16 protein-coding genes are annotated in these 16,685 nt (G+C 68.0%); 5 read left to right on the forward strand and 11 right to left on the reverse strand.

Translation table 11 applies throughout. The features are described 5' to 3' along the window. Positions 1-378 precede the first annotated feature (378 nt). The 3 genes from KGR00_RS21385 to KGR00_RS21395 form a co-directional block, all read right to left on the reverse strand. A complete protein-coding gene (locus tag KGR00_RS21385; protein ID WP_224419253.1) occupies positions 379-1,377 on the reverse strand; it encodes a succinylglutamate desuccinylase in 999 nt (332 codons plus the stop codon). Beyond that, positions 1,367-1,543, reverse strand: coding sequence for a hypothetical protein (locus tag KGR00_RS21390; RefSeq protein WP_162500889.1), 177 nt, complete (start codon positions 1,541-1,543; stop codon positions 1,367-1,369). The genes KGR00_RS21385 and KGR00_RS21390 overlap by 11 nt, the downstream gene beginning before the upstream one ends. A gap of 213 nt (positions 1,544-1,756) precedes the next feature. After that, complete coding sequence (locus KGR00_RS21395; RefSeq protein WP_224419254.1) at positions 1,757-2,785, reverse strand: SMP-30/gluconolactonase/LRE family protein; 1,029 nt, start codon at positions 2,783-2,785, stop codon at positions 1,757-1,759. A gap of 262 nt (positions 2,786-3,047) precedes the next feature. Between KGR00_RS21395 and KGR00_RS21400 the strand changes: the two genes are divergently transcribed. Then, positions 3,048-4,691, forward strand: coding sequence for a methyl-accepting chemotaxis protein (locus tag KGR00_RS21400; RefSeq protein WP_275423206.1), 1,644 nt, complete (start codon positions 3,048-3,050; stop codon positions 4,689-4,691). Between the two features lie 182 nt (positions 4,692-4,873). On the opposite strand, the gene KGR00_RS21405 is transcribed toward KGR00_RS21400, so the two are convergent. Together KGR00_RS21405 and KGR00_RS21410 are read right to left on the reverse strand one after the other, a co-directional pair. Continuing rightward, complete coding sequence (locus KGR00_RS21405) at positions 4,874-5,311, reverse strand: hemerythrin domain-containing protein (RefSeq protein ID WP_224419255.1); 438 nt, start codon at positions 5,309-5,311, stop codon at positions 4,874-4,876. 102 nt (positions 5,312-5,413) lie between these two features. After that, complete coding sequence (locus tag KGR00_RS21410; RefSeq protein WP_224419256.1) at positions 5,414-6,493, reverse strand: tartrate dehydrogenase; 1,080 nt, start codon at positions 6,491-6,493, stop codon at positions 5,414-5,416. A gap of 117 nt (positions 6,494-6,610) precedes the next feature. Between KGR00_RS21410 and KGR00_RS21415 the strand changes: the two genes are divergently transcribed. Next, positions 6,611-7,516, forward strand: coding sequence for a LysR family transcriptional regulator (locus KGR00_RS21415; protein ID WP_224419257.1), 906 nt, complete (start codon positions 6,611-6,613; stop codon positions 7,514-7,516). 85 nt (positions 7,517-7,601) lie between these two features. Then, positions 7,602-8,915, forward strand: coding sequence for a glycosyltransferase (locus KGR00_RS21420; RefSeq protein WP_224419258.1), 1,314 nt, complete (start codon positions 7,602-7,604; stop codon positions 8,913-8,915). Between the two features lie 18 nt (positions 8,916-8,933). Here KGR00_RS21420 and KGR00_RS21425 read toward each other — a convergent pair whose 3' ends face one another. The 3 genes from KGR00_RS21425 to KGR00_RS21435 all read right to left on the reverse strand — a co-directional run bounded on the left by KGR00_RS21425 (position 8,934) and on the right by KGR00_RS21435 (position 11,951). Next, positions 8,934-9,623: a TVP38/TMEM64 family protein gene (locus tag KGR00_RS21425; protein ID WP_224419259.1), complete on the reverse strand. Its 690-nt coding sequence runs from the start codon at positions 9,621-9,623 to the stop codon at positions 8,934-8,936. Positions 9,624-9,746: 123 nt separating this feature from the next. Further along, entirely contained in the window at positions 9,747-10,673 is a 927-nt protein-coding gene (locus tag KGR00_RS21430) for an ABC transporter substrate-binding protein (RefSeq protein ID WP_224419260.1), read from the reverse strand. 90 nt (positions 10,674-10,763) lie between these two features. Then, entirely contained in the window at positions 10,764-11,951 is a 1,188-nt protein-coding gene (locus KGR00_RS21435) for a TauD/TfdA family dioxygenase (protein ID WP_224419261.1), read from the reverse strand. 123 nt (positions 11,952-12,074) lie between these two features. Between KGR00_RS21435 and KGR00_RS21440 the strand changes: the two genes are divergently transcribed. Together KGR00_RS21440 and KGR00_RS21445 are read left to right on the forward strand one after the other, a co-directional pair. After that, on the forward strand, positions 12,075-12,962 hold the full coding sequence (locus tag KGR00_RS21440; protein ID WP_224419262.1) for a LysR substrate-binding domain-containing protein: 888 nt from the start codon (positions 12,075-12,077) through the stop codon (positions 12,960-12,962). A gap of 43 nt (positions 12,963-13,005) precedes the next feature. After that, positions 13,006-13,563 (forward strand): hypothetical protein, encoded by a 558-nt coding sequence (locus tag KGR00_RS21445; protein WP_224419263.1) that lies wholly within the window; start codon positions 13,006-13,008, stop codon positions 13,561-13,563. A gap of 7 nt (positions 13,564-13,570) precedes the next feature. Here KGR00_RS21445 and KGR00_RS21450 read toward each other — a convergent pair whose 3' ends face one another. The 3 genes from KGR00_RS21450 to KGR00_RS21460 are packed head-to-tail and all read right to left on the reverse strand — an operon-like array spanning position 13,571 to position 16,420. Continuing rightward, on the reverse strand, positions 13,571-15,310 hold the full coding sequence (locus KGR00_RS21450) for a glycosyltransferase family 39 protein (RefSeq protein ID WP_224419264.1): 1,740 nt from the start codon (positions 15,308-15,310) through the stop codon (positions 13,571-13,573). 34 nt (positions 15,311-15,344) lie between these two features. Further along, the gene (locus KGR00_RS21455) at positions 15,345-15,629 is read right to left on the reverse strand and encodes a lipid-A-disaccharide synthase N-terminal domain-containing protein (RefSeq protein WP_129141409.1); all 285 of its coding nucleotides are present in this window, start codon (positions 15,627-15,629) and stop codon (positions 15,345-15,347) included. Further along, on the reverse strand, positions 15,626-16,420 hold the full coding sequence (locus KGR00_RS21460) for a glycosyltransferase family 2 protein (RefSeq protein WP_129141410.1): 795 nt from the start codon (positions 16,418-16,420) through the stop codon (positions 15,626-15,628). The genes KGR00_RS21455 and KGR00_RS21460 overlap by 4 nt, the downstream gene beginning before the upstream one ends. Between the last annotated feature and the right edge of the window lie 265 nt (positions 16,421-16,685).

The following is a 16,685-nucleotide window of genomic DNA, read 5'->3' on the forward strand; positions in this document are numbered from 1 at the left end:
TTGCCGGAGCCGGAGGCCCCGATGAGGGAGATCACGTCGCCCTGGTGGGCCTCGAGGGACAGGCCCTTGAGGACCTCGTTGTCGCCGAAGCGCTTCTTGAGGTTGCGCACGTCGAGCGGAAGGGGGGTGTCGGCCATTGTCGGGCTCCAGTGACGGGTCTCGCCGCGGTGCGGCGCATTCGAAACGAGGCTAGCGTGGCTGGCGCGAAAAAAGCAGCGATTCTAACAGGCGCGCCGGCGAGCACCAGAACCTGTCGGGAAAACCCGGTTGCGACTTTGGTCGATCATTTTAGTCGGGATCATGGGAAAAACCTCTGCCTTGTTGTTGTATTCCGTGATATCGCCCCAGGAACGACCTGGTGGCTGGAAGAAAATTTGGTCAGCCGGTCTCGGGTGGCTCGGTCGGACGCACCAGGAGTGCCGCCCGCGCGCCGAGTTCGACCTCGGCGTTGGGAAAGACCACGGCCAGCGGCGCGCCCTCGACGATGAAATCGCCGGCCTCGGCATCCTCGGCCAGACGGGTACCCACGGCGAACTCGGTGAAGTTCGGCGTATCGTCGGCGAAACATAGCCGAAACGCCCGGGCATGGCGCATCAGCTCGGCGGCGACGCGGAAGAAGGCCATGGTCCCGGGCGAAGCGCCGCCGGGCGGCTCGCGCCCCTCGACGAGGGCCTCGAGCAGCGTCAGCAGGGGCCTCAGGGCGTGCAGGTCGTTGGTACCGAATGGCCGCACCTTGCCGAGCTCCAGGGTGAAGGCCTGAGCGGCGTGGTAGTGCTTGGAATAGTGCGAGAAGGTCCAGCTGTGCCGGTGCTGATGCAGCACCGCCTGGATACCCGCCGCGGCCAGCCAGCGCCACTGTTCGTCGGCGGTCGCGGCCGCTTCGTCGAACGGCTCGACGGCGAAGCGCGGGTAGCGGCTGTCGCGAATCGCGGTATGCAGGTCGTAGTGCAGGCGCGGCCCGGGGTGGCGAGCGAAGAAATCGTCGACCGTGGCCATCAGGGTGGCGGCACGCGCTCCCTCGTCGTTGTCGGGGAGCACGGCATCGCGCCGGAACAGGCGGTTGAGATTGGTCGCGCAGTAGCGCGTGCCGGCACGGATCGCCGGCAGGTTGCCGAGCAGCACCAGCACCGGGGCGCCCGCCCGCAACTGGCCACTCTCGATCCGGGCGAGCAGCTCGCCGACGAGCTCGATGGGCGCGGTCTCGTCGCCATGGATGCCCGCCGAGATCACCATCGTCCGCGCGCCGGGCCTAGGCGCGGCGGGCTGCAACTCGAGCATGCCGGGACCGTGCAGGACGTAGCGTCCGCCCGGCAGCCGGCCCTCGCGTTCGCCGGTGACGTCGCCGTCGAGGGTCAGGTTCAGCCAGTCACCCAGCATGTCGGGTGCCCTGACTGCGGTTGCCGGTGGACGCGAAGACCCTGACGTCACTGGCGGCGACGACGCCTTCATGGCGCTTGCCGTCGTCGAGGATGCGCCGTGTCGGCGGGGTCATGGCGGTATCGCCGTCCCACTGATAGGCGACGACGGTATCGAAAGTCAGCATCAAAGGCGCCTGTCTGTTGTTGTATCCGTTGGCGAGCGGCAGCGGGCACCGAATCGCCGGCAAGTAGCCTGGCGAATACCCGATTAGCCCTCGCGATGCCCTCACCATCCGGGGCCGTTGGGGCCTCGGCAAGGGACCACGTCGGGCTGATGAAAATGGCGGGTGCGATAATGAAAACCGCCCGAGCGCCGGGCATTCGGGCGGCGGCATGGCTCAGGCGATGCCCTTGGCACCGGTATAGAGTGTGTAGATCGACTGGCTGGCGGTCATCAGCAGGCGGTTACGGTCCGCGCCCACGAAGCACAGGTTGGCACAGACTTCCGGCAGCAGGATCCGCCCCAGCAGCACGCCCTCGGGATCGAACACCGCGACCCCATCGATGCCCTCGCCGCCCGAGGCGGCGGCCCAGACGTTGCCCTGTTCGTCGCAGGTGAGCCCGTCGTAGACCTCCTTGGGACTGCTGGCGAGCTGTCGCTTGTTGTCGAGCTTGCGTCCGTCGGGAGCGAGCGACCAGCGGGTGATGGTCGCCGGCTGATCCGGGTGATGGGAGGGGGCGGTGTCGCTGATGTAGAGGGTATCGCCCTTGGGCCCGAGGGTGATGCCGTTGGGTTTGTAGAGTTCCCGGGTGAGCAGGATCGGCTCGTCGAGGCTGTCGTCGACATAGTAGACCGCCGGCTGCAGCTCGAGCGGGCGCTTGTGACCTTCGTAGTCGACGTGGGCGCCGTAGCCGGGGTCGGTGAAGATGATCCCGTCGGAGGGCAGTGCCACCAGGTCGTTGGGCGCATTGAGTCGCTTGCCCTGGTAACTCTCGGCGAGCACCGTGGTCGAGCCGTCCCACTCGTAGCGCACCACGCGGGCCGGCGAGTGCTCGCAGGCGACCAGTCGGCCGCGATGGTCGAAGGTATTGCCGTTGGAGTGGCCGACCTCGTAGCGCAGCACGCTGACCTCCCCGGTGGCCTCGTCCCAGCGCATCTGCCGGGCGCGGGGGATGTCGCTGAACACCGCGTAGCGGCCGACGGCATTCCAGGCCGGGCCCTCCAGCCAGAGCCCCTCGCTCCAGTGGCGCTGCAGCGGGGTGTTGAAGAGAAAGAACTCCTTGAAGCGATCGTCGACCACCTGCCAGACATCCGCCGGGTAGCGGGCTGGCGGGGCGCCGGAGGGTTGCGCGAAGACGTTGGGGATCGTCGAGGCCGCGGCCAGCGCGGCCGACGCGGTGAGGAACTGACGGCGTCCGAGCGTCATGAGATCACCTTGCTTGTTGTGTCAGTGGGTCGTCTAAAAGAGAGGCAAAGCCGTGAATCGGGCAGACCTCTCCGTCAAATGTAGAAGCTGAAAATCCGTAAGTGGAACATTTGAGGGCTATTTACGACCAAAGACGACCCTGCAAGGGGACATTGCATGGCGTGAGAGGCCCGATGACGATGCCTGCTCTCTAAAGTGCCTGACAAGCCGGCCGATATAGCCCCGTTATTGACGAACAGAACAATGGTTGGGGACGCTGACGATGACGGCAATGCAGGGGATGGTGGTGGCGGGGCGGCAGGGGAGCGGTAGCGACGCCACGAGACGCCACGAGAGCGGATCAGGACGGTCCGGCTGGACGCTGAAACGCAAGCTGTGGGCAACCCTGGGACTGATGTGGCTGGTGATGATCGGCATCGTGGTCGGCATGGCCTGGCAGGGGCGTGGCACGATGATCGAGGATCGGCGCCAGTCGCTGTTCAACACCGTGGGCATGGTAACGACACTGCTCGACGGTTATGCCGAGGGGGGCGATGCCGGAGAGTTCAATACCGACGAGGCTCAACGGCGGGCGGCGGCAGCCCTGGATGCCATGCGCTTCGGTCGCGACCGCAGCAACTACTTGTTCGTCTTCGATGAGAATGCCGACATCGTCTATCATCCGCGCCGCGAGCCGGGCAGCGACATGAGCGACTACCGCGATCCCAACGGCGTGGCGGTCTATGGTGAACTGGCGCGCATCGCCGGCCAGGGCGGGGGGTATCTGGCCTATCATTCCATGCGCGGCTCGGCCAGCGACAAGACGCGTTATCCCAAGCTCAGTTACGTGGAACGTTTCGCGCCCTGGGGCTGGAACGTGGCGGCCGGGGTCTACGTCGATGATATCCAGCGTGCCTTTTTCGGCAAGTTGTGGCGCTATGCGGTGATTCTGTTGATCGCCGGTGGTGCCCTGACGGCGGTGTTCCTGTTGCTGATTCGCAACGTCTACAACAGCCTCGGCGGCGAGCCCAGCGTGGCGGCCGGCGTGGTCGGGCGTGTCGCCGATGGCGACCTGACCCATGTGACGCCGCTGCGCGACGGCGATCAGGGCAGCCTGATGGCCGCCATCGAGCGCATGCGCCGTGAGCTGGCGAGTACCATCGCGCGGCTGCGTCATGCCAGCGAGTCGATCGATACCGGCGCCCGCGAGATCGCCGCCGGCAACAACGACCTGTCGTCGCGCACCGAGCAGCAGGCGGCCTCCCTGGCGGAGACCGCTGCGAGCATGGAGCAGCTCACCTCCACGGTGAGCCAGAATGCCGACAATGCCGCTCAGGCCAACCGGTTGGCTTCGCAGACCACCGAGTCGGTCGTCAAGGGGCAGGAAGTGATCGCGCGGGTCGTCAGTACCATGGGCGATATCCGCGAGAGTTCCGGTCAGATCGCCGATATCATCAGCCTGATCGACGGCATTGCCTTCCAGACCAATCTGCTGGCGCTCAACGCCTCGGTGGAGGCTGCCCGAGCCGGCGAGCAGGGGCGCGGGTTCGCCGTGGTCGCCGGCGAGGTGCGCAATCTCGCCAGTCGCTCGGCGCAGGCGGCCAGCGACATCAAGACCCTGATCGAACGCTCGGTGGGACAGGTCACCAGTGGTGCGGACCTGGTCAACCAGGCCGATGGCGCCATGAACGAGATTCGCGAGAGTGCCCAGCGAGTGAGCGATCTGATGGGCGAGATTTCGGCAGCGTCGAACGAGCAGTCGTCGGGTATCGAGCAGGTCAATCAGGCGGTCGCGCAGATGGATCAGGTAACGCAACAGAATGCGGCGCTGGTTCAGCAGGCGGCATCGGCGGCAGAATCGCTGGAAGACCAGGCCAGTCAACTCCATCAGACGGTAAGCCGCTTCCGGGTCAATCCATCGGCCTGAGCAGGGCCTCTGCCGCCGTACCCGCGACGTCACGCATGTCCCGATAGCACCTCGGGGCGTGCTTGTCGTGCGTTGTTATCGGTCGCCCTTCTCTGGGATAGGCGGACGGGCGGAAAGGTGCCAGGCGCTCGCCCGCCTTATGACCGGGATGCGCATGCCGTCAGGCGGCGTGCGTCGCCCGCTCAGCCGCGCTGTTCGGCCATGGTGTTGCGGTAGGTCTCGGCCAGCTGCTGCTTGTGGTCATCATCGAGGGCGCGACCGGCCAGTTGGAAGACCTCCTGTTCCTCCTCGTCGAGGTGATGGCTCACCAGTTCCTGGAGGTTCCTGGCCTGGGCGAGCCAGCCCGGCGAACTGAAGCGGGTTTCTTCCAGCGTCTCGATCAGCTCGTCGATCTCGTGGTGTTCGGCGACACTGTGACGGGCCTTCTCCTGGGTCAGGTCGTATTCCATCATCGGCACATAGAGCGCGCGCTCCTCGGCCGCGGCGTGGTATTGCAGCTCCGCCTTGACCTTGCGGAACAGTTCCTCGCGGCCTTCGCTGTCCCCTTCGGTCTTGACGAGCAGATCGAGCAGGGTGCGTTGGGTCTGGTGGTCCTCGCGCAGGGCTTCGAACAGGGTCACGGTCATCTCCTTATGGTCGTTTTGACATCCTGACAGCGACGGCGGGGCCGCCGCCATCCCATCCTAGCGCCTGTATGCCGCTTTCGGCGAATCTGCCGCCGTTCAACCCTTGGCGACCGCCTCGGCGATCGCCCGGCCCAGGTCTTCGGTGCTGCCCTTGCCCTTGAGGTCCGGGGTCAGCGGTGCCCGATCGGGGCCGTCGCGCAGCACGGTCTCGATGGCATCGACGATTGCCTTGCCGGCATCCTCGTGGCCCAGGTGGTCGAGCATCATCGCGCCGCTCCAGATCTGGCCGATGGGGTTGGCGATGCCCTGGCCGGCGATGTCCGGGGCGCTGCCGTGCACCGGCTCGAACAGGCTGGGGAACTTGCCTTCGGGGTTGATGTTGGCCGAGGGGGCGACGCCGATGGTGCCGGTGCAGGCCGGTCCCAGGTCGGAGAGGATGTCGCCGAACAGGTTGCTGCCCACCACCACGTCGAACCAGTCCGGATGCAGCACGAAGTTGGCGGTGAGGATGTCGATATGGAACTTGTCGACGGTGACGTCGGGGTAGTTCCTGGCCATCGCCTGCACCCGCTCGTCCCAATAGGGCATGGTGATCGAGATGCCGTTGGACTTGGTCGCCGAGGTCAGCTTGCGGCGCGGGCGTCTGGCGGCCAGCGCGAAGGCGTACTCGAGCACCCGGTCGACGCCGGTGCGGGTCATCACGGTTTCCTGGATCACCACCTCGCGCTCGGTGCCCTCGAACATCTTGCCGCCGATGCTCGAATATTCGCCCTCGGTGTTCTCGCGCACCACATAGAAGTCGATGTCGCCGGGGCCGCGATCGACCAGCGGGCTCTGGATGCCGGGCATCGAGCGACACGGGCGCAGGTTGATGTACTGATCGAAGCCCCGGCGGAACTGCAGCAACGAGCCCCACAGCGAGACATGGTCGGGCACCTTGTCGGGCCAGCCCACCGCGCCGTAGAAGAGGGCGTCGAAGGGGGCGAGGGTCTCGCGCCAGTCGTCGGGCAGCATCTTGCCGTGCGCGAGATAGTAGTCGCAGCAGGCGAAGTCGAAGTGCTCGAAGTCCAGCGCGATGCCGAAACGCTCGGCGGTGGCTTCGAGGACGCGCAGGCCTTCGGGCATCACTTCGGTGCCGATGCCATCGCCGGCCAGCACGGCGATCTTGTGACTCATGCGGGTGTCTCCTTTCCTGAAATGCTCGGTCGCCCCTGCAGTCTAGCGGCTGTGCACGATGAAATAATCGGGGTAGAGTGCAAGCCATTGTTGCCTGTAAGTGGAGAATCGCGCCGCGTGGACACGCTCAACGACCTGGCCTTCTTTCAACGCCTCGCCCAGTGCGGCAGTCTCACCGCCACGGCGCGAGAGCTGGGGCTGTCGCTGTCGGCGGTGAGCAAGCGGCTGATGCAGCTCGAGGCCCGGCTCGGCGTACCGCTGGCGCAGCGCACCACCCGGCGCTTGACGCTGACCGCCGAGGGCGAGCTCTATCGCCGGCGTGGCGCGGCGATCCTCGACGAGCTTCGCGATCTGGAGGGTGACCTGCGCGACCGCCAGCGCGATCTGACCGGGCGGCTGCGGGTCAACGCCACCTTCGGTTTCGGTCGGCGCCACGTCGCGCCGCTGGTGTCGCGCTTCACCGCCGCCCATCCGCGCCTCGAGGTGCTGCTCGAGTTGACCAACTTTCCGCTCAACCTGGCCGATCACGGTTTCGACGTGGGCATCCGGGTCGGCAGGCCGCCGGATTCGCGGCTGGTAGCGCGACGGGTCCTGCCCAACCGGCGTATCCTGTGCGCCTCGCCCGACTACCTGGCGACGATGCCGGCGCTGACACGTCCCCAGGATCTGGCCGCCCACCCCTGCCTGGTGGTGCGCGAGAACGACAGCGACTACGCCGTGTGGCGTTTCGACCGCGACGGCGAGACGCTATCGATCAAGGTGGGCGGCCGGCTGGCCAGCAACGACGGCGAGGTGATCACCCGGCTGGCGCTCGACGGCCACGGCATCATGCTGCGCTCCTGGTGGGACGTGCATGCCGATCTCGAGGCCGGCCGCCTGTGCGAGTTGCTGCCGGCCTGGCGCGGTGTGGCGGCGGATTTCTACGCCGTCTATGCGCCGCAGCGCCACCTGCCCGCGCGGCTGGGGGCTTTCATCGCCTATCTTGAAGACAGTCTGCCGGGCCGTGTCCCGGCGCCGGGTTGAGCGTATCCTGGCAGGCAAGCGTGGCCTGTCCTGCTATGATGTGCCCCCCGCGGATGGGGGTCCGGTTGCCAAGGGAGTCGCTGGCTTGAATATTCTCATGTTTACCAATACCTATCGGCCGATCGTCGGGGGCGTGAGCGAATCCGTCCAGCGTCTCAAGGGGCGCCTGCAGGCCGAGGGACATCGGGTATTGGTGGTGGCGCCGAAGCTGGAGGGGCAGCCGCGCCACGAACCCGACGTGATCCGGGTGGCGGCGGTGCAGCACTTCAATGGCAGCGACTTCTCGCTGCCGGTGCCGATCCCCGGCCAGCTCTATGAAGCCATCGAGGCCTTCGAGCCCGACATCGTCCACTCCCATCACCCCTTCCTGCTCGGCGATACCGCCGCCCGCGCCGCCGAGACCTACGGCCTGCCGCTGGTCTTCACCCATCACACCCTCTACGAGCACTACACCCACTACGTGCCGGGCGATTCGCCGCGCATGCAGCGTTTCGCGGTGGCGCTGTCCACCGAGTACACCCACCTCTGCGATGCGGTGATCGCGCCCAGCGAGAGCATCCGCGACATGCTGTTGCTGCGTGGTGCCAACCGGGCGATCTGCGTGGTGCCCAGCGGGGTCGATACCCGGCGTTTCGCGAGTGGCAACGGAGCGAGCCTGCGTCGGCGGCTGAACATCCCGGAGTCGGCCTATGTGGTGGGGCACGTGGGGCGCCTGGCCCAGGAGAAGAACCTGCCGTTTCTGGCGCGTACCGTGGCGCAGTGGCTGGCGAACCGGCCCGGGGCGCGCTTCCTGGTGGTCGGTGACGGCGATGCGCGCACCGCGATGCACGATGCCGCGGTACGCCTCGGCGTCGCCGATCGCTTTCACTTCACCGGCAAGCTGCGCGACCAGGAACTGATCGACGCCTATCACGCCATGGACGTGTTCGCCTTCGCCTCGCACAGCGAGACCCAGGGGATGGTGCTGGTCGAAGCGATGGCCGCCGGGTTGCCGGTGGTGGCGATCAATGCCACCGGGGTTCGCGAGGTGATCGCGCACGGCGGCAATGGCCTGTTGCTGGCCGCCGACGACAGTGCCGGGTTCGCCGCGGCGCTCGATCAGCTCGACGATCGCGAGCGCCGCGAGACCCTGCGCCGTGGCGCGCTGGCGACCGCCGAAAACTTCGACGAGGCCTGCTGCGCCGAGCGTTGCATCAAGCTCTACCGCAAGGTGATCGCCGCCGGCGGACCGGTCAGTCACGCCGACGACGGGGCCTGGGAACGGGTGCGCGGGCGTCTCGAGGCGGAATGGCAACTGCTGCGCCACCGCGGCCGGGTGCTGCGTTCGGTGCTGCAGGACGAGCCGATGTTCGGCCTGCCGCTGGTCAAGCCCGACGAGTCCGAAGCCTCGCAGAAATGAAGGCCCGATCCGGGCGGGTCAGGATTGGCGCCGGTTGCGCTGCTTGCGATCGGCGTAGCGCTTGAGCCCCACCAGTACCAGGACCGCCAGGGTGATGCCGCCCAGCGACCACAGCAGTTCGCCGCAGTTCTCGGCGGTGACCAGCTCCCCCAGTTGGCTGCCCAGCAGGGCGACCCCCACCAGGCCGGGAATGATCCCGATCAGCGAGCCGATCATGTAGTCGCGAAAGCGCAGGTGGAAGGCGCCGGCCATCATGTTGGTCAGCGTGAAGGGCGCCAGCGGCAGCAGGTTGACCAGTGTCATGGTACGCACGCCGCGTCCGGCGAGATGGCGGGCCAGGCCGTTCAGGCGCTTGCCGCCGTGGCGCAGCAGGGCGTCGCGGCCCAGCTTGTGGCCGATCCAGTAGGTGATCACCGAGGCCAGCAGGGTGCCGACGAGCGAATAGACGAAGCCCCACACCGGCCCGAACATCAGGCCGGTCACGGCAACCAGGATGCTCAGCGGGAACATCAGCAGCGAGGCGCCGACGAAGATGGCGATGACGATCGGAATCGCCCACCGCGAATCGCGCCAGCCGAAGGCATGATGCGCCATCTCGAGCAGGCGCTGCGGCGAGAGGGCATCGTTCATGGCCAGCCACTGCCAGAGCAGGCCGAAGGCGGCGAGCACGGCCACCAGCACGATGACGAGTCCGAGAGAACGACTCATGGGGGCGAGGGTCCCCGTCGATGAATTCGCGCACAGCATACTGGCATCCGCGACGCTGGCCAAACGCGAAGACGCGCCGGCCCCTCGGGACCGGCGCGTCTTCGCGCACGGGCGTGCCCGTCGTTACAGCGAAAGCGCCTGCTTGACCGCCGGCCAGGCGGGCTCGCCGTCGGCGGTGGTCACGCCCTGGAGCATCGTCTCGACGCGATCCGGGTGGTCGTGGATCCACTGACTGGCGACCGACTCGGCACTTTTCTCCTCGAGCCCGAAGCCGCGGATCATCCAGCTCTGCTCCTCGGCGCTGAAGGCGAACTGGTTGAAGAAGGTCGTCAGGTTGGGGTGAGCGTCGGCGAAGTCGCTGCGCATCAGCGTCAGCACCTGGCTCTTGCCGTTGTCGGGGCCGAACAGGTCCTTGGAGTCGCTAAGGTAGCGCATCGGCAGTTCTAGGTTCATCCAGTGCGGTGTCCAGCCCACCCAGACGATCGGCTTCTCGTGCTTGATGGCGTCCTTGGCGGCGCTGAGCATGCCCACCGTGCTGGTGTCGACGATCTGCCAGTCGCCCAGCCCCCAGGTATCCGCATCGATCGCCTTGTGCAGGATTTCGCTGGCCGCCGAGCCGGCGCCGAAGCCGTAGATCTTGCCGTCGAACTCGTCGCGATGGGCATCGAGGTCGGCGAAGCGCTGGATGCCGGACGCGTAGACGTAGTCGGGCACCGCCAGGGTCATCTGCGCGCCGTCGACGTTGTTGGCCAGACGCACGATGTCGCCGCTTTCCTCGCGCGGCTTCAGCATGTCCTGCTGGGCCGGCAGCCAGCCGCCGAGGAAAACGTCGAGGTCACCGGACGACAGGGCCTGGTAGATCACCTGCAGGCCGAGGTCCTGGCTACGGCTGTCGTAGCCCAGCGGCGCGAGCAACTGCTCGGCGATCTGGGTCTTGACGGTGATCCCCGGCCAGGCGGGCACGCCGAACTCGACCGTCTCGGCGGCGTGGGCGCCCAGGCTAAGGCCCAGGGCAAGCGGGACTGCGTACCATGCATTGCGGGATTTCATGCGATCTCCTTGTCATCGGGAAGGAAGCCGCCACGCCTGTTCTGGTTGTGTGCCGGCGCGGCGGTATCGGGCGTCGCGTGGCTGACCGCTTCAGCGGGCCAGCACGCGCAACCGGGATTCCAGCAGATCCAGATCGAGGTAGGTGCCCTGCAAGTGGCGCTTGCCGGTGTTGGGATCGAACGCCTTGCGACCGTGCAGCACGCGGCGGTTGTCGAAGGCGACCATCTCGCCCGGCGCCAGGGCGAACTCGAGCTGGTAGCGCGGGTCATGCAGCAGTTGCCAGAAGCGGCGGTAGGCAGCGTACCAGGCGTCGACCTGATCCAGCGGCAGCCGCAGGGTGTCGCGGATCCAGTTGTTGAAGCGGATCTCCAGGGGACGGCCGGCCGCGTCCAACTGGATGATCGGCCCGCGCACCGCGATGTCGTGATCCTCGTCCTGGAAGCGGAAATCGATCGGTGTCTCGGCGAGCCGCCGGAACGCCTCGGGGTCGCTTTCGCGCAGTGCTTCGGCCACGGCGAAGCCGTCGGCGAAGGTCGACTCGCCGCCCTCGGCCTCGTTCTGCAGGCAGTAGAGCAACTGGATATCCGGCGGCTGACGCCAGTTGGGCAGGTCGGTGTGCAGTGCCAGGCCGATCGACGTATAGGCGGCATTGTTGGGATTGGGCTTGGAGCGGACGTCGAAGCGGGCCCCGAAGTTGGTGGCACGCAGCGGGCCGATGCGCCCCGCCAGGCGGCTGACCTCCTCGTCGGCCAGCGGGCCGTCCTCGAGCAGCACCAGGCCGTCGCGCAGCAACGCCTCGAGCCACTCGCGTTCGCCCCGGGTGCGCATGAAATCGTGGTGGGCGATGCGGGCCGGGCGGAAGTCATCGGCCCAGGCCCGCCGCTGCGGGAGCGGATCGGGCGTCGAGTCGGGCGCATCGAGGCGGCGCTGGCGCAGCCATACCGGATCGAAGCGGCTCTCGTGGCCGTCGGCCCAGTCGATGCGCAACACGCCGTCGTCGATGGCCACGGCGGGGGCGGCATCGATCTCCTGGAGCGGCACGAACAGGCGCTCGCGGGTCAGCGGATGGCGACAAACCGCGCAGGCGCAATGGTCGCGTAGCCAGAGCAGGGGAAAGTGGCTGCGTGCGCCATCCGCCCAGTCCACGGTGATGCGGGCGCCGGTCGCCACCGCCTCGACGAGGGCCGGGCCATCGTCGTGGGCCGAGAGTTCGCCCATGGCCTGGCGCGGCTGACGCGTGTCCGGCTGGGTGTGGGGCGACGATGCGGTGACGCTCATGCATGACCTCCTGCGAAGCGATCGGTGATTCGAAAACGTCTACGAGGATGACGGCTGGGAAACAGAGCGACAAACGATTAATCTACGGTCTAAGGCCAAGTTGAACTTATAGGTGCCTTTTTCATGAACCCCTTGCCCCCGTTGCTCTGGTTGCAGGCCTTCGAAGTCGCCGCGCGAACCCTGAGCTTCACCGAAGCCGGCCAGGAACTGGCGATCACCCAGTCGGCCGTCAGTCAGCGGATCCGTCTGCTCGAGGATCGCCTGGGCCAGAAGCTGTTCGTCCGCCACCCGCGCAGCCTGACGCTCACGCCGGCGGGACAGGCCTGGCTGCCGAGCATCCAGGAAGCCTTCGCCCGGCTTTCCGAAGGCACCGCCGAGGTGTTCGGACCGCGCAGCGAGGCGCCGGTGACGCTGCGTGCCACGCCGGTGATGCAGCAGACCTGGCTGGCACCGTTGCTGCTCGACTTCCACCGCGCCAATCCGACGATCGTGGTGCGTCTGGTCAGCGCGATCTGGCGCGACGATTTCGGGCCCGAGGGCGCGGACATCGAGATTCGCTACGGACGCGGCGACTGGGAGGCGGTGGAGGCCGTGTCGCTGGGCCGCGAGTCGATGCTGCCGGCCTGTTCACCGCGCGTCGCCGAGCGACTCGCGACGCCCGCCGATCTGGCCGGCGAGACGCTGTTGCATGCGGTGGGCTTCGCCGTGGGCTGGCCGGCCTGGCTGGAGTGCGCCGGCGTGCCCGAGCTGGATCAGCGCTGCGGTTCGCTGCTCTGCGACAGCCAGGTGATGACCCTGTCGCTGGCGGCTCGCGGCGGGGGCGTGGCCCTGACCCATCGCAGCCTGCTCGACAAGCGCGACGACCTGGTGGCGCCCTTCGCGTTGAGCGTCGACAGCGACGAAGGGTTCTGGCTGGTACGCCCCGCGCGGCGTGCGCTGCATCCCGAATCGCGACGGCTCTGGGCGTGGCTGGTCGAGCACGGCGCCGGGCAGGGCGAGACGCTAGACTGAGAGAGTCGGCTTGAAAGGATCGCAACGCTTCAGGAGGCGCACCATGCACGGACGACGCGAGACCCGGATCGCCGGCCTGCTGGCCGGCGTGGTAATGGCCTGGATGGGGGCTGGCCCGTTGGCGGCCCAGGCTGGCGAGGGCGGCGCCTATCTGCTCGGCGATGGCCAGGGTGGCTGGACCGTCCAGCCGCTGGACGCCGACGGTCTGGCGCCGCCGCGCGCGCTACGCCACGACGAGCACTGGCCGGGCGTCCCCCGCAACGACGCCCGGTGGTGGCGCCACGACGACCGCTGGCGTGACGGCGGCTATCGCCACTGGCGCGGCGAGCGTCATCCGCCGTGGCCGCCGCGCCATGATCACTGGCCCGGCGGTGACCGCTGGGGCGGGCACTGGCCCCACGGCCCTTACCCACGCTGGCCGGCCCCCGAGATCGAGGTTCACGTCGATGGGCTGTCGGGCGGGGGCAATCCGCCGCGGGCCGAGGATACCGGGCCCGATCAGTGTCATCAGTCGCGTCGCGACACCTGGTCCACCGACGCGCTCGACTGCCCGCAGCCCGACCCGTCGGAGCGGGGCCAGAGCTGGTCGACCTCACCGTAGAGCGGGCTCAGCCGTTGCCGGTCCCGTCGGGTGGCGAGGCGTGGCCGGCCAGCGTGGTCGGCGCCACGTAGAGCGGGGCGGCATCGGCATCGCCGTGACACTCGCCGAAGGCGGTACCCGGGATCAGCAGCCAGTGGTCGTTGTTCTGCAGGCCCAGGTCGCGCGCCTGGGAGAGGTCGGCACACGGCATCTCCTCGGTCATGCCCTGATCGACGAACATCCAGCGTGTCGCCGGGGCCGCGTCGAGCCAGGCGAAAGCCCGCTCGAGCTGGGCCGGCTCGGGCGTCTTGAAGCCGAAATGCACCGTCGGCTGGCGCGCCTGCAGCAGGAACTCCTCGTCGAAGGCGGGCATGGCCAGCCAGGCGTCGCTGCCGGTCAGTTGGGCGACGTGCTGCATCATGTCGCGCGGCGAGCGGGTGCCGTCGAGCTGCTGGTAGCCCCAGGTCGACCACAGCCCCCAGAACACCACCAGCCAGCCGGCCAGGGCGAGCATGCCGCGGCGCGGCCGCAGCGCGTAGAGCAGGGCGGCGGCGGCCAGGCCCAGGACAATCCACCACAGCCACGGCGAGACACTGTACTTGGCGGCTAGATCGGCCAGTGCCGGCAGCCCGGCGGCGCCGAGGATGCCGGCGACCAGGAAGATCCCGCCCAGCACCGCCACCAGGCCGGCGCCCAGCCAGTGCAGCCAGCGCTTGCAGAGCAGGCCCGGGAGCAGCGGCGCCATGGCCAGTACCAGCAGGGGCACGCCCGGCAGCATGTAGACACCGCGCTTGCCCGGCGACAGCGAGAAGAAGCCCACCAGCAGGATCACCCCGCTGAGCGGCAGCAGCACCCGCGCATCCAGTCGGCGCGTGCGATGCCACCAGGCCGGCACCAGCCACGGCAGCCCGAGGATCAGCGGCAGCCAGGCCCAGGGGATCACCTCGACCAGGTAGTAGTACCAGGGCTTCAGGTGATGCCAGGACTCGGCGTAGCGTTGGCCGGTCTGCTTGAAGAGGATGTTATCGCGATAGGCGGCGAGCGTCGGGTCGTCGCTGAAGGTGGTGATCAGGGCCATGGGCACCGCCCACAGGGCGATGGTGCCGACCAGGGTGGCCAGGCCCAGCGCCAGGTCCTTCCAGGCCAGCCGGGTGGCCTGGCCGCGCCACGCCAGCAGCCCCCAGGCCGGCAGCATCAGCAGCGGCAGAAAGCCCACGCCCTTGGTGATCACGCCGAGCCCCATGGAGGCGCAGCCGATGAACCACCAGCGTCGGGCGGGGCCCAGCAGGGCATGACGCAGCATGCCGTAGGCCCCCAGCGTGATCCACAGGGTCACCAGCATGTCGATCTGGGCGGTCTTGGCCTGGAGCACGAACTGCAGGGTGCTGAGCAGCGCGGCGCCGGCCAGGAAGGCCACCCGGCGGCCATACAGGCGCCGGGAGAGGTCCATGACCAGTGCCAGCGATCCCAGGGCGCCGATCAGCGAGGGGATCAGAAAGCCCAGGCGGACCGAGCCGGTCAGGGCGATCGACGCCGCCGAGGCCCACATGAAGACCGGTGGCTTGTCCGGGTAGGGTTCGCCGCCGCGATGGGGGATCCAGAAGTGGCCGGTATCGAGCATCTCCAGCGCGTTGAGCGCGAAGCGCGGTTCGTCGGCGGGCCAGGGATCGCGCAGGCCGATACCCAGTGCCAGCAGGGCCGTGGCGACGAGCAGCAGCAGTAGCCAGGACAGGCGCTGCTTGCCGTGGAGATAGGCGGGACGTTGCATGGGACCACTCACCAGTCGGGGATGAAGATCGGGCTCAGCGGGAGGGCTCCTGCTCCCGGCGGGACTCCCGGCGAATCAGGACCATGTTGCGCACGTAGATGAACAGCCCGGCGCCCTGGCCGGCGATGAATACCGGATCGCGGCGATAGAGGGCATAGGCGAACAGCGTGGCGCCACCGGCCAGACTGAAGATCCAGAAAGCCTTGGGGACGATGCTTCGCTTGGCCCGTTCGCTGGCGATCCACTGAACCAGGAAGCGGGCCGAGAACATGGCCTGGCCGACGAAGCCGATGGCCACCCAGATCCATTCCGCGCTCATCGTGGGCTGCCCTCCGGCGGCGTGGCGGGGTGGGGCGCGCTTTGCGGGGCGCTGTCGCCGAGCCCCGGCAGGTCGCGCAGGCCCTCGACCGGTGCCGGCAGGCGCGAGCGCTTGCGCAGCCACATCACGCCGAGCATGTCGACGAGCCCCGCCCAGAGCCGGTTGTTGAGCCCGTAGTGGGATTTTCCGGTGCCGCGCGGGCGGTGATTGACCGGCACCGAGACGCAGCGACCACCCTGCATCTGGATCAGCGCTGGCAGGAAGCGGTGCATGTGATCGAAGTAGGGCAGAGTGAGGAAGGCGCGGCGCTGGATGACCTTGATGCCGCAGCCGGTGTCGGGAGTGTCGTCGGCGAGCAGCGCAGCGCGCACCCGGTTGGCGACCCGTGACGACAGCCGCTTGAGCCAGTCGTCGCGCCGGTTGACGCGCTGCCCGGCGACCAGCGTGACGTCGCCCTGGCGGGCACGGGCCAGGAGGCTGGGCAGGTCGGCGGGGTCGTTCTGGCCGTCGCCGTCGAGTGTCGCCAGCCAGGTGCCGCGGGCGGCGTGGGCGGCCTGCCAGACCGAGGTGCTCTGCCCGGCGCTGTGGGCATGGTGCAGCGGTCGCAGGCGCGGATCCTGCCGGGCCCGCCGGGTGAGCAGGTCCCAGGAGTCGTCTCGCGAGGCATCGTCCACCACCAGCACCTCGTAATCGGTATCCGGCAGCGCGGTGCTGATTTCATCGAGCAGGGCGGGGAGGTTGCCGGCTTCGTCATGGGCGGGTATGACAATCGATAACAGCGGTGTCGTCACGGTGGTGAACTCTTTTCCTGTCGATGGCGAGGCAGTCTGCCCGGCGCGTCTTAAGATAGCCTTAAGGCAGCCGGCAATGCGTCGGGCGACCGATGGCGTAAGGCCCCGTGGCCGGCGCACGCCTCGGATGCGGTGCCGAAGGCTGGCGTTTCCCTAGGATAGCCACAATGGCAGGCGAGCCGGGCGAGCTTTGGCGCGACGTCAAAATCGGCAATGATGCCACTCAACGCCCGGCGGGTATAGAGTGGCGGCCCGAGCCCCGACA

The sequence above is a fragment of the Modicisalibacter sp. MOD 31.J genome (genome assembly GCF_020147985.1).
GTDB classification, from domain to species: domain Bacteria; phylum Pseudomonadota; class Gammaproteobacteria; order Pseudomonadales; family Halomonadaceae; genus Modicisalibacter; species Modicisalibacter coralii.

Excerpts from the sequence above, each read along its gene's own strand:
- KGR00_RS21385 (WP_224419253.1), bottom strand. The coding sequence starts at position 1,377 with ATGCTGGGTGACTGGCTGAACCTGACCCTCGACGGCGACGTCACCGGC.
- KGR00_RS21430 (WP_224419260.1), bottom strand. The coding sequence starts at position 10,673 with ATGAAATCCCGCAATGCATGGTACGCAGTCCCGCTTGCCCTGGGCCTT.
- KGR00_RS21435 (WP_224419261.1), bottom strand. The coding sequence starts at position 11,951 with ATGAGCGTCACCGCATCGTCGCCCCACACCCAGCCGGACACGCGTCAG.
- KGR00_RS21395 (WP_224419254.1), bottom strand. The coding sequence starts at position 2,785 with ATGACGCTCGGACGCCGTCAGTTCCTCACCGCGTCGGCCGCGCTGGCC.
- KGR00_RS21440 (WP_224419262.1), top strand. The coding sequence starts at position 12,075 with ATGAACCCCTTGCCCCCGTTGCTCTGGTTGCAGGCCTTCGAAGTCGCC.
- KGR00_RS21425 (WP_224419259.1), bottom strand. The coding sequence starts at position 9,623 with ATGAGTCGTTCTCTCGGACTCGTCATCGTGCTGGTGGCCGTGCTCGCC.
- KGR00_RS21445 (WP_224419263.1), top strand. The coding sequence starts at position 13,006 with ATGCACGGACGACGCGAGACCCGGATCGCCGGCCTGCTGGCCGGCGTG.
- KGR00_RS21400 (WP_275423206.1), top strand. The coding sequence starts at position 3,048 with ATGACGGCAATGCAGGGGATGGTGGTGGCGGGGCGGCAGGGGAGCGGT.
- KGR00_RS21455 (WP_129141409.1), bottom strand. The coding sequence starts at position 15,629 with ATGAGCGCGGAATGGATCTGGGTGGCCATCGGCTTCGTCGGCCAGGCC.
- KGR00_RS21410 (WP_224419256.1), bottom strand. The coding sequence starts at position 6,493 with ATGAGTCACAAGATCGCCGTGCTGGCCGGCGATGGCATCGGCACCGAA.
- KGR00_RS21450 (WP_224419264.1), bottom strand. The coding sequence starts at position 15,310 with ATGCAACGTCCCGCCTATCTCCACGGCAAGCAGCGCCTGTCCTGGCTA.
- KGR00_RS21390 (WP_162500889.1), bottom strand. The coding sequence starts at position 1,543 with ATGCTGACTTTCGATACCGTCGTCGCCTATCAGTGGGACGGCGATACC.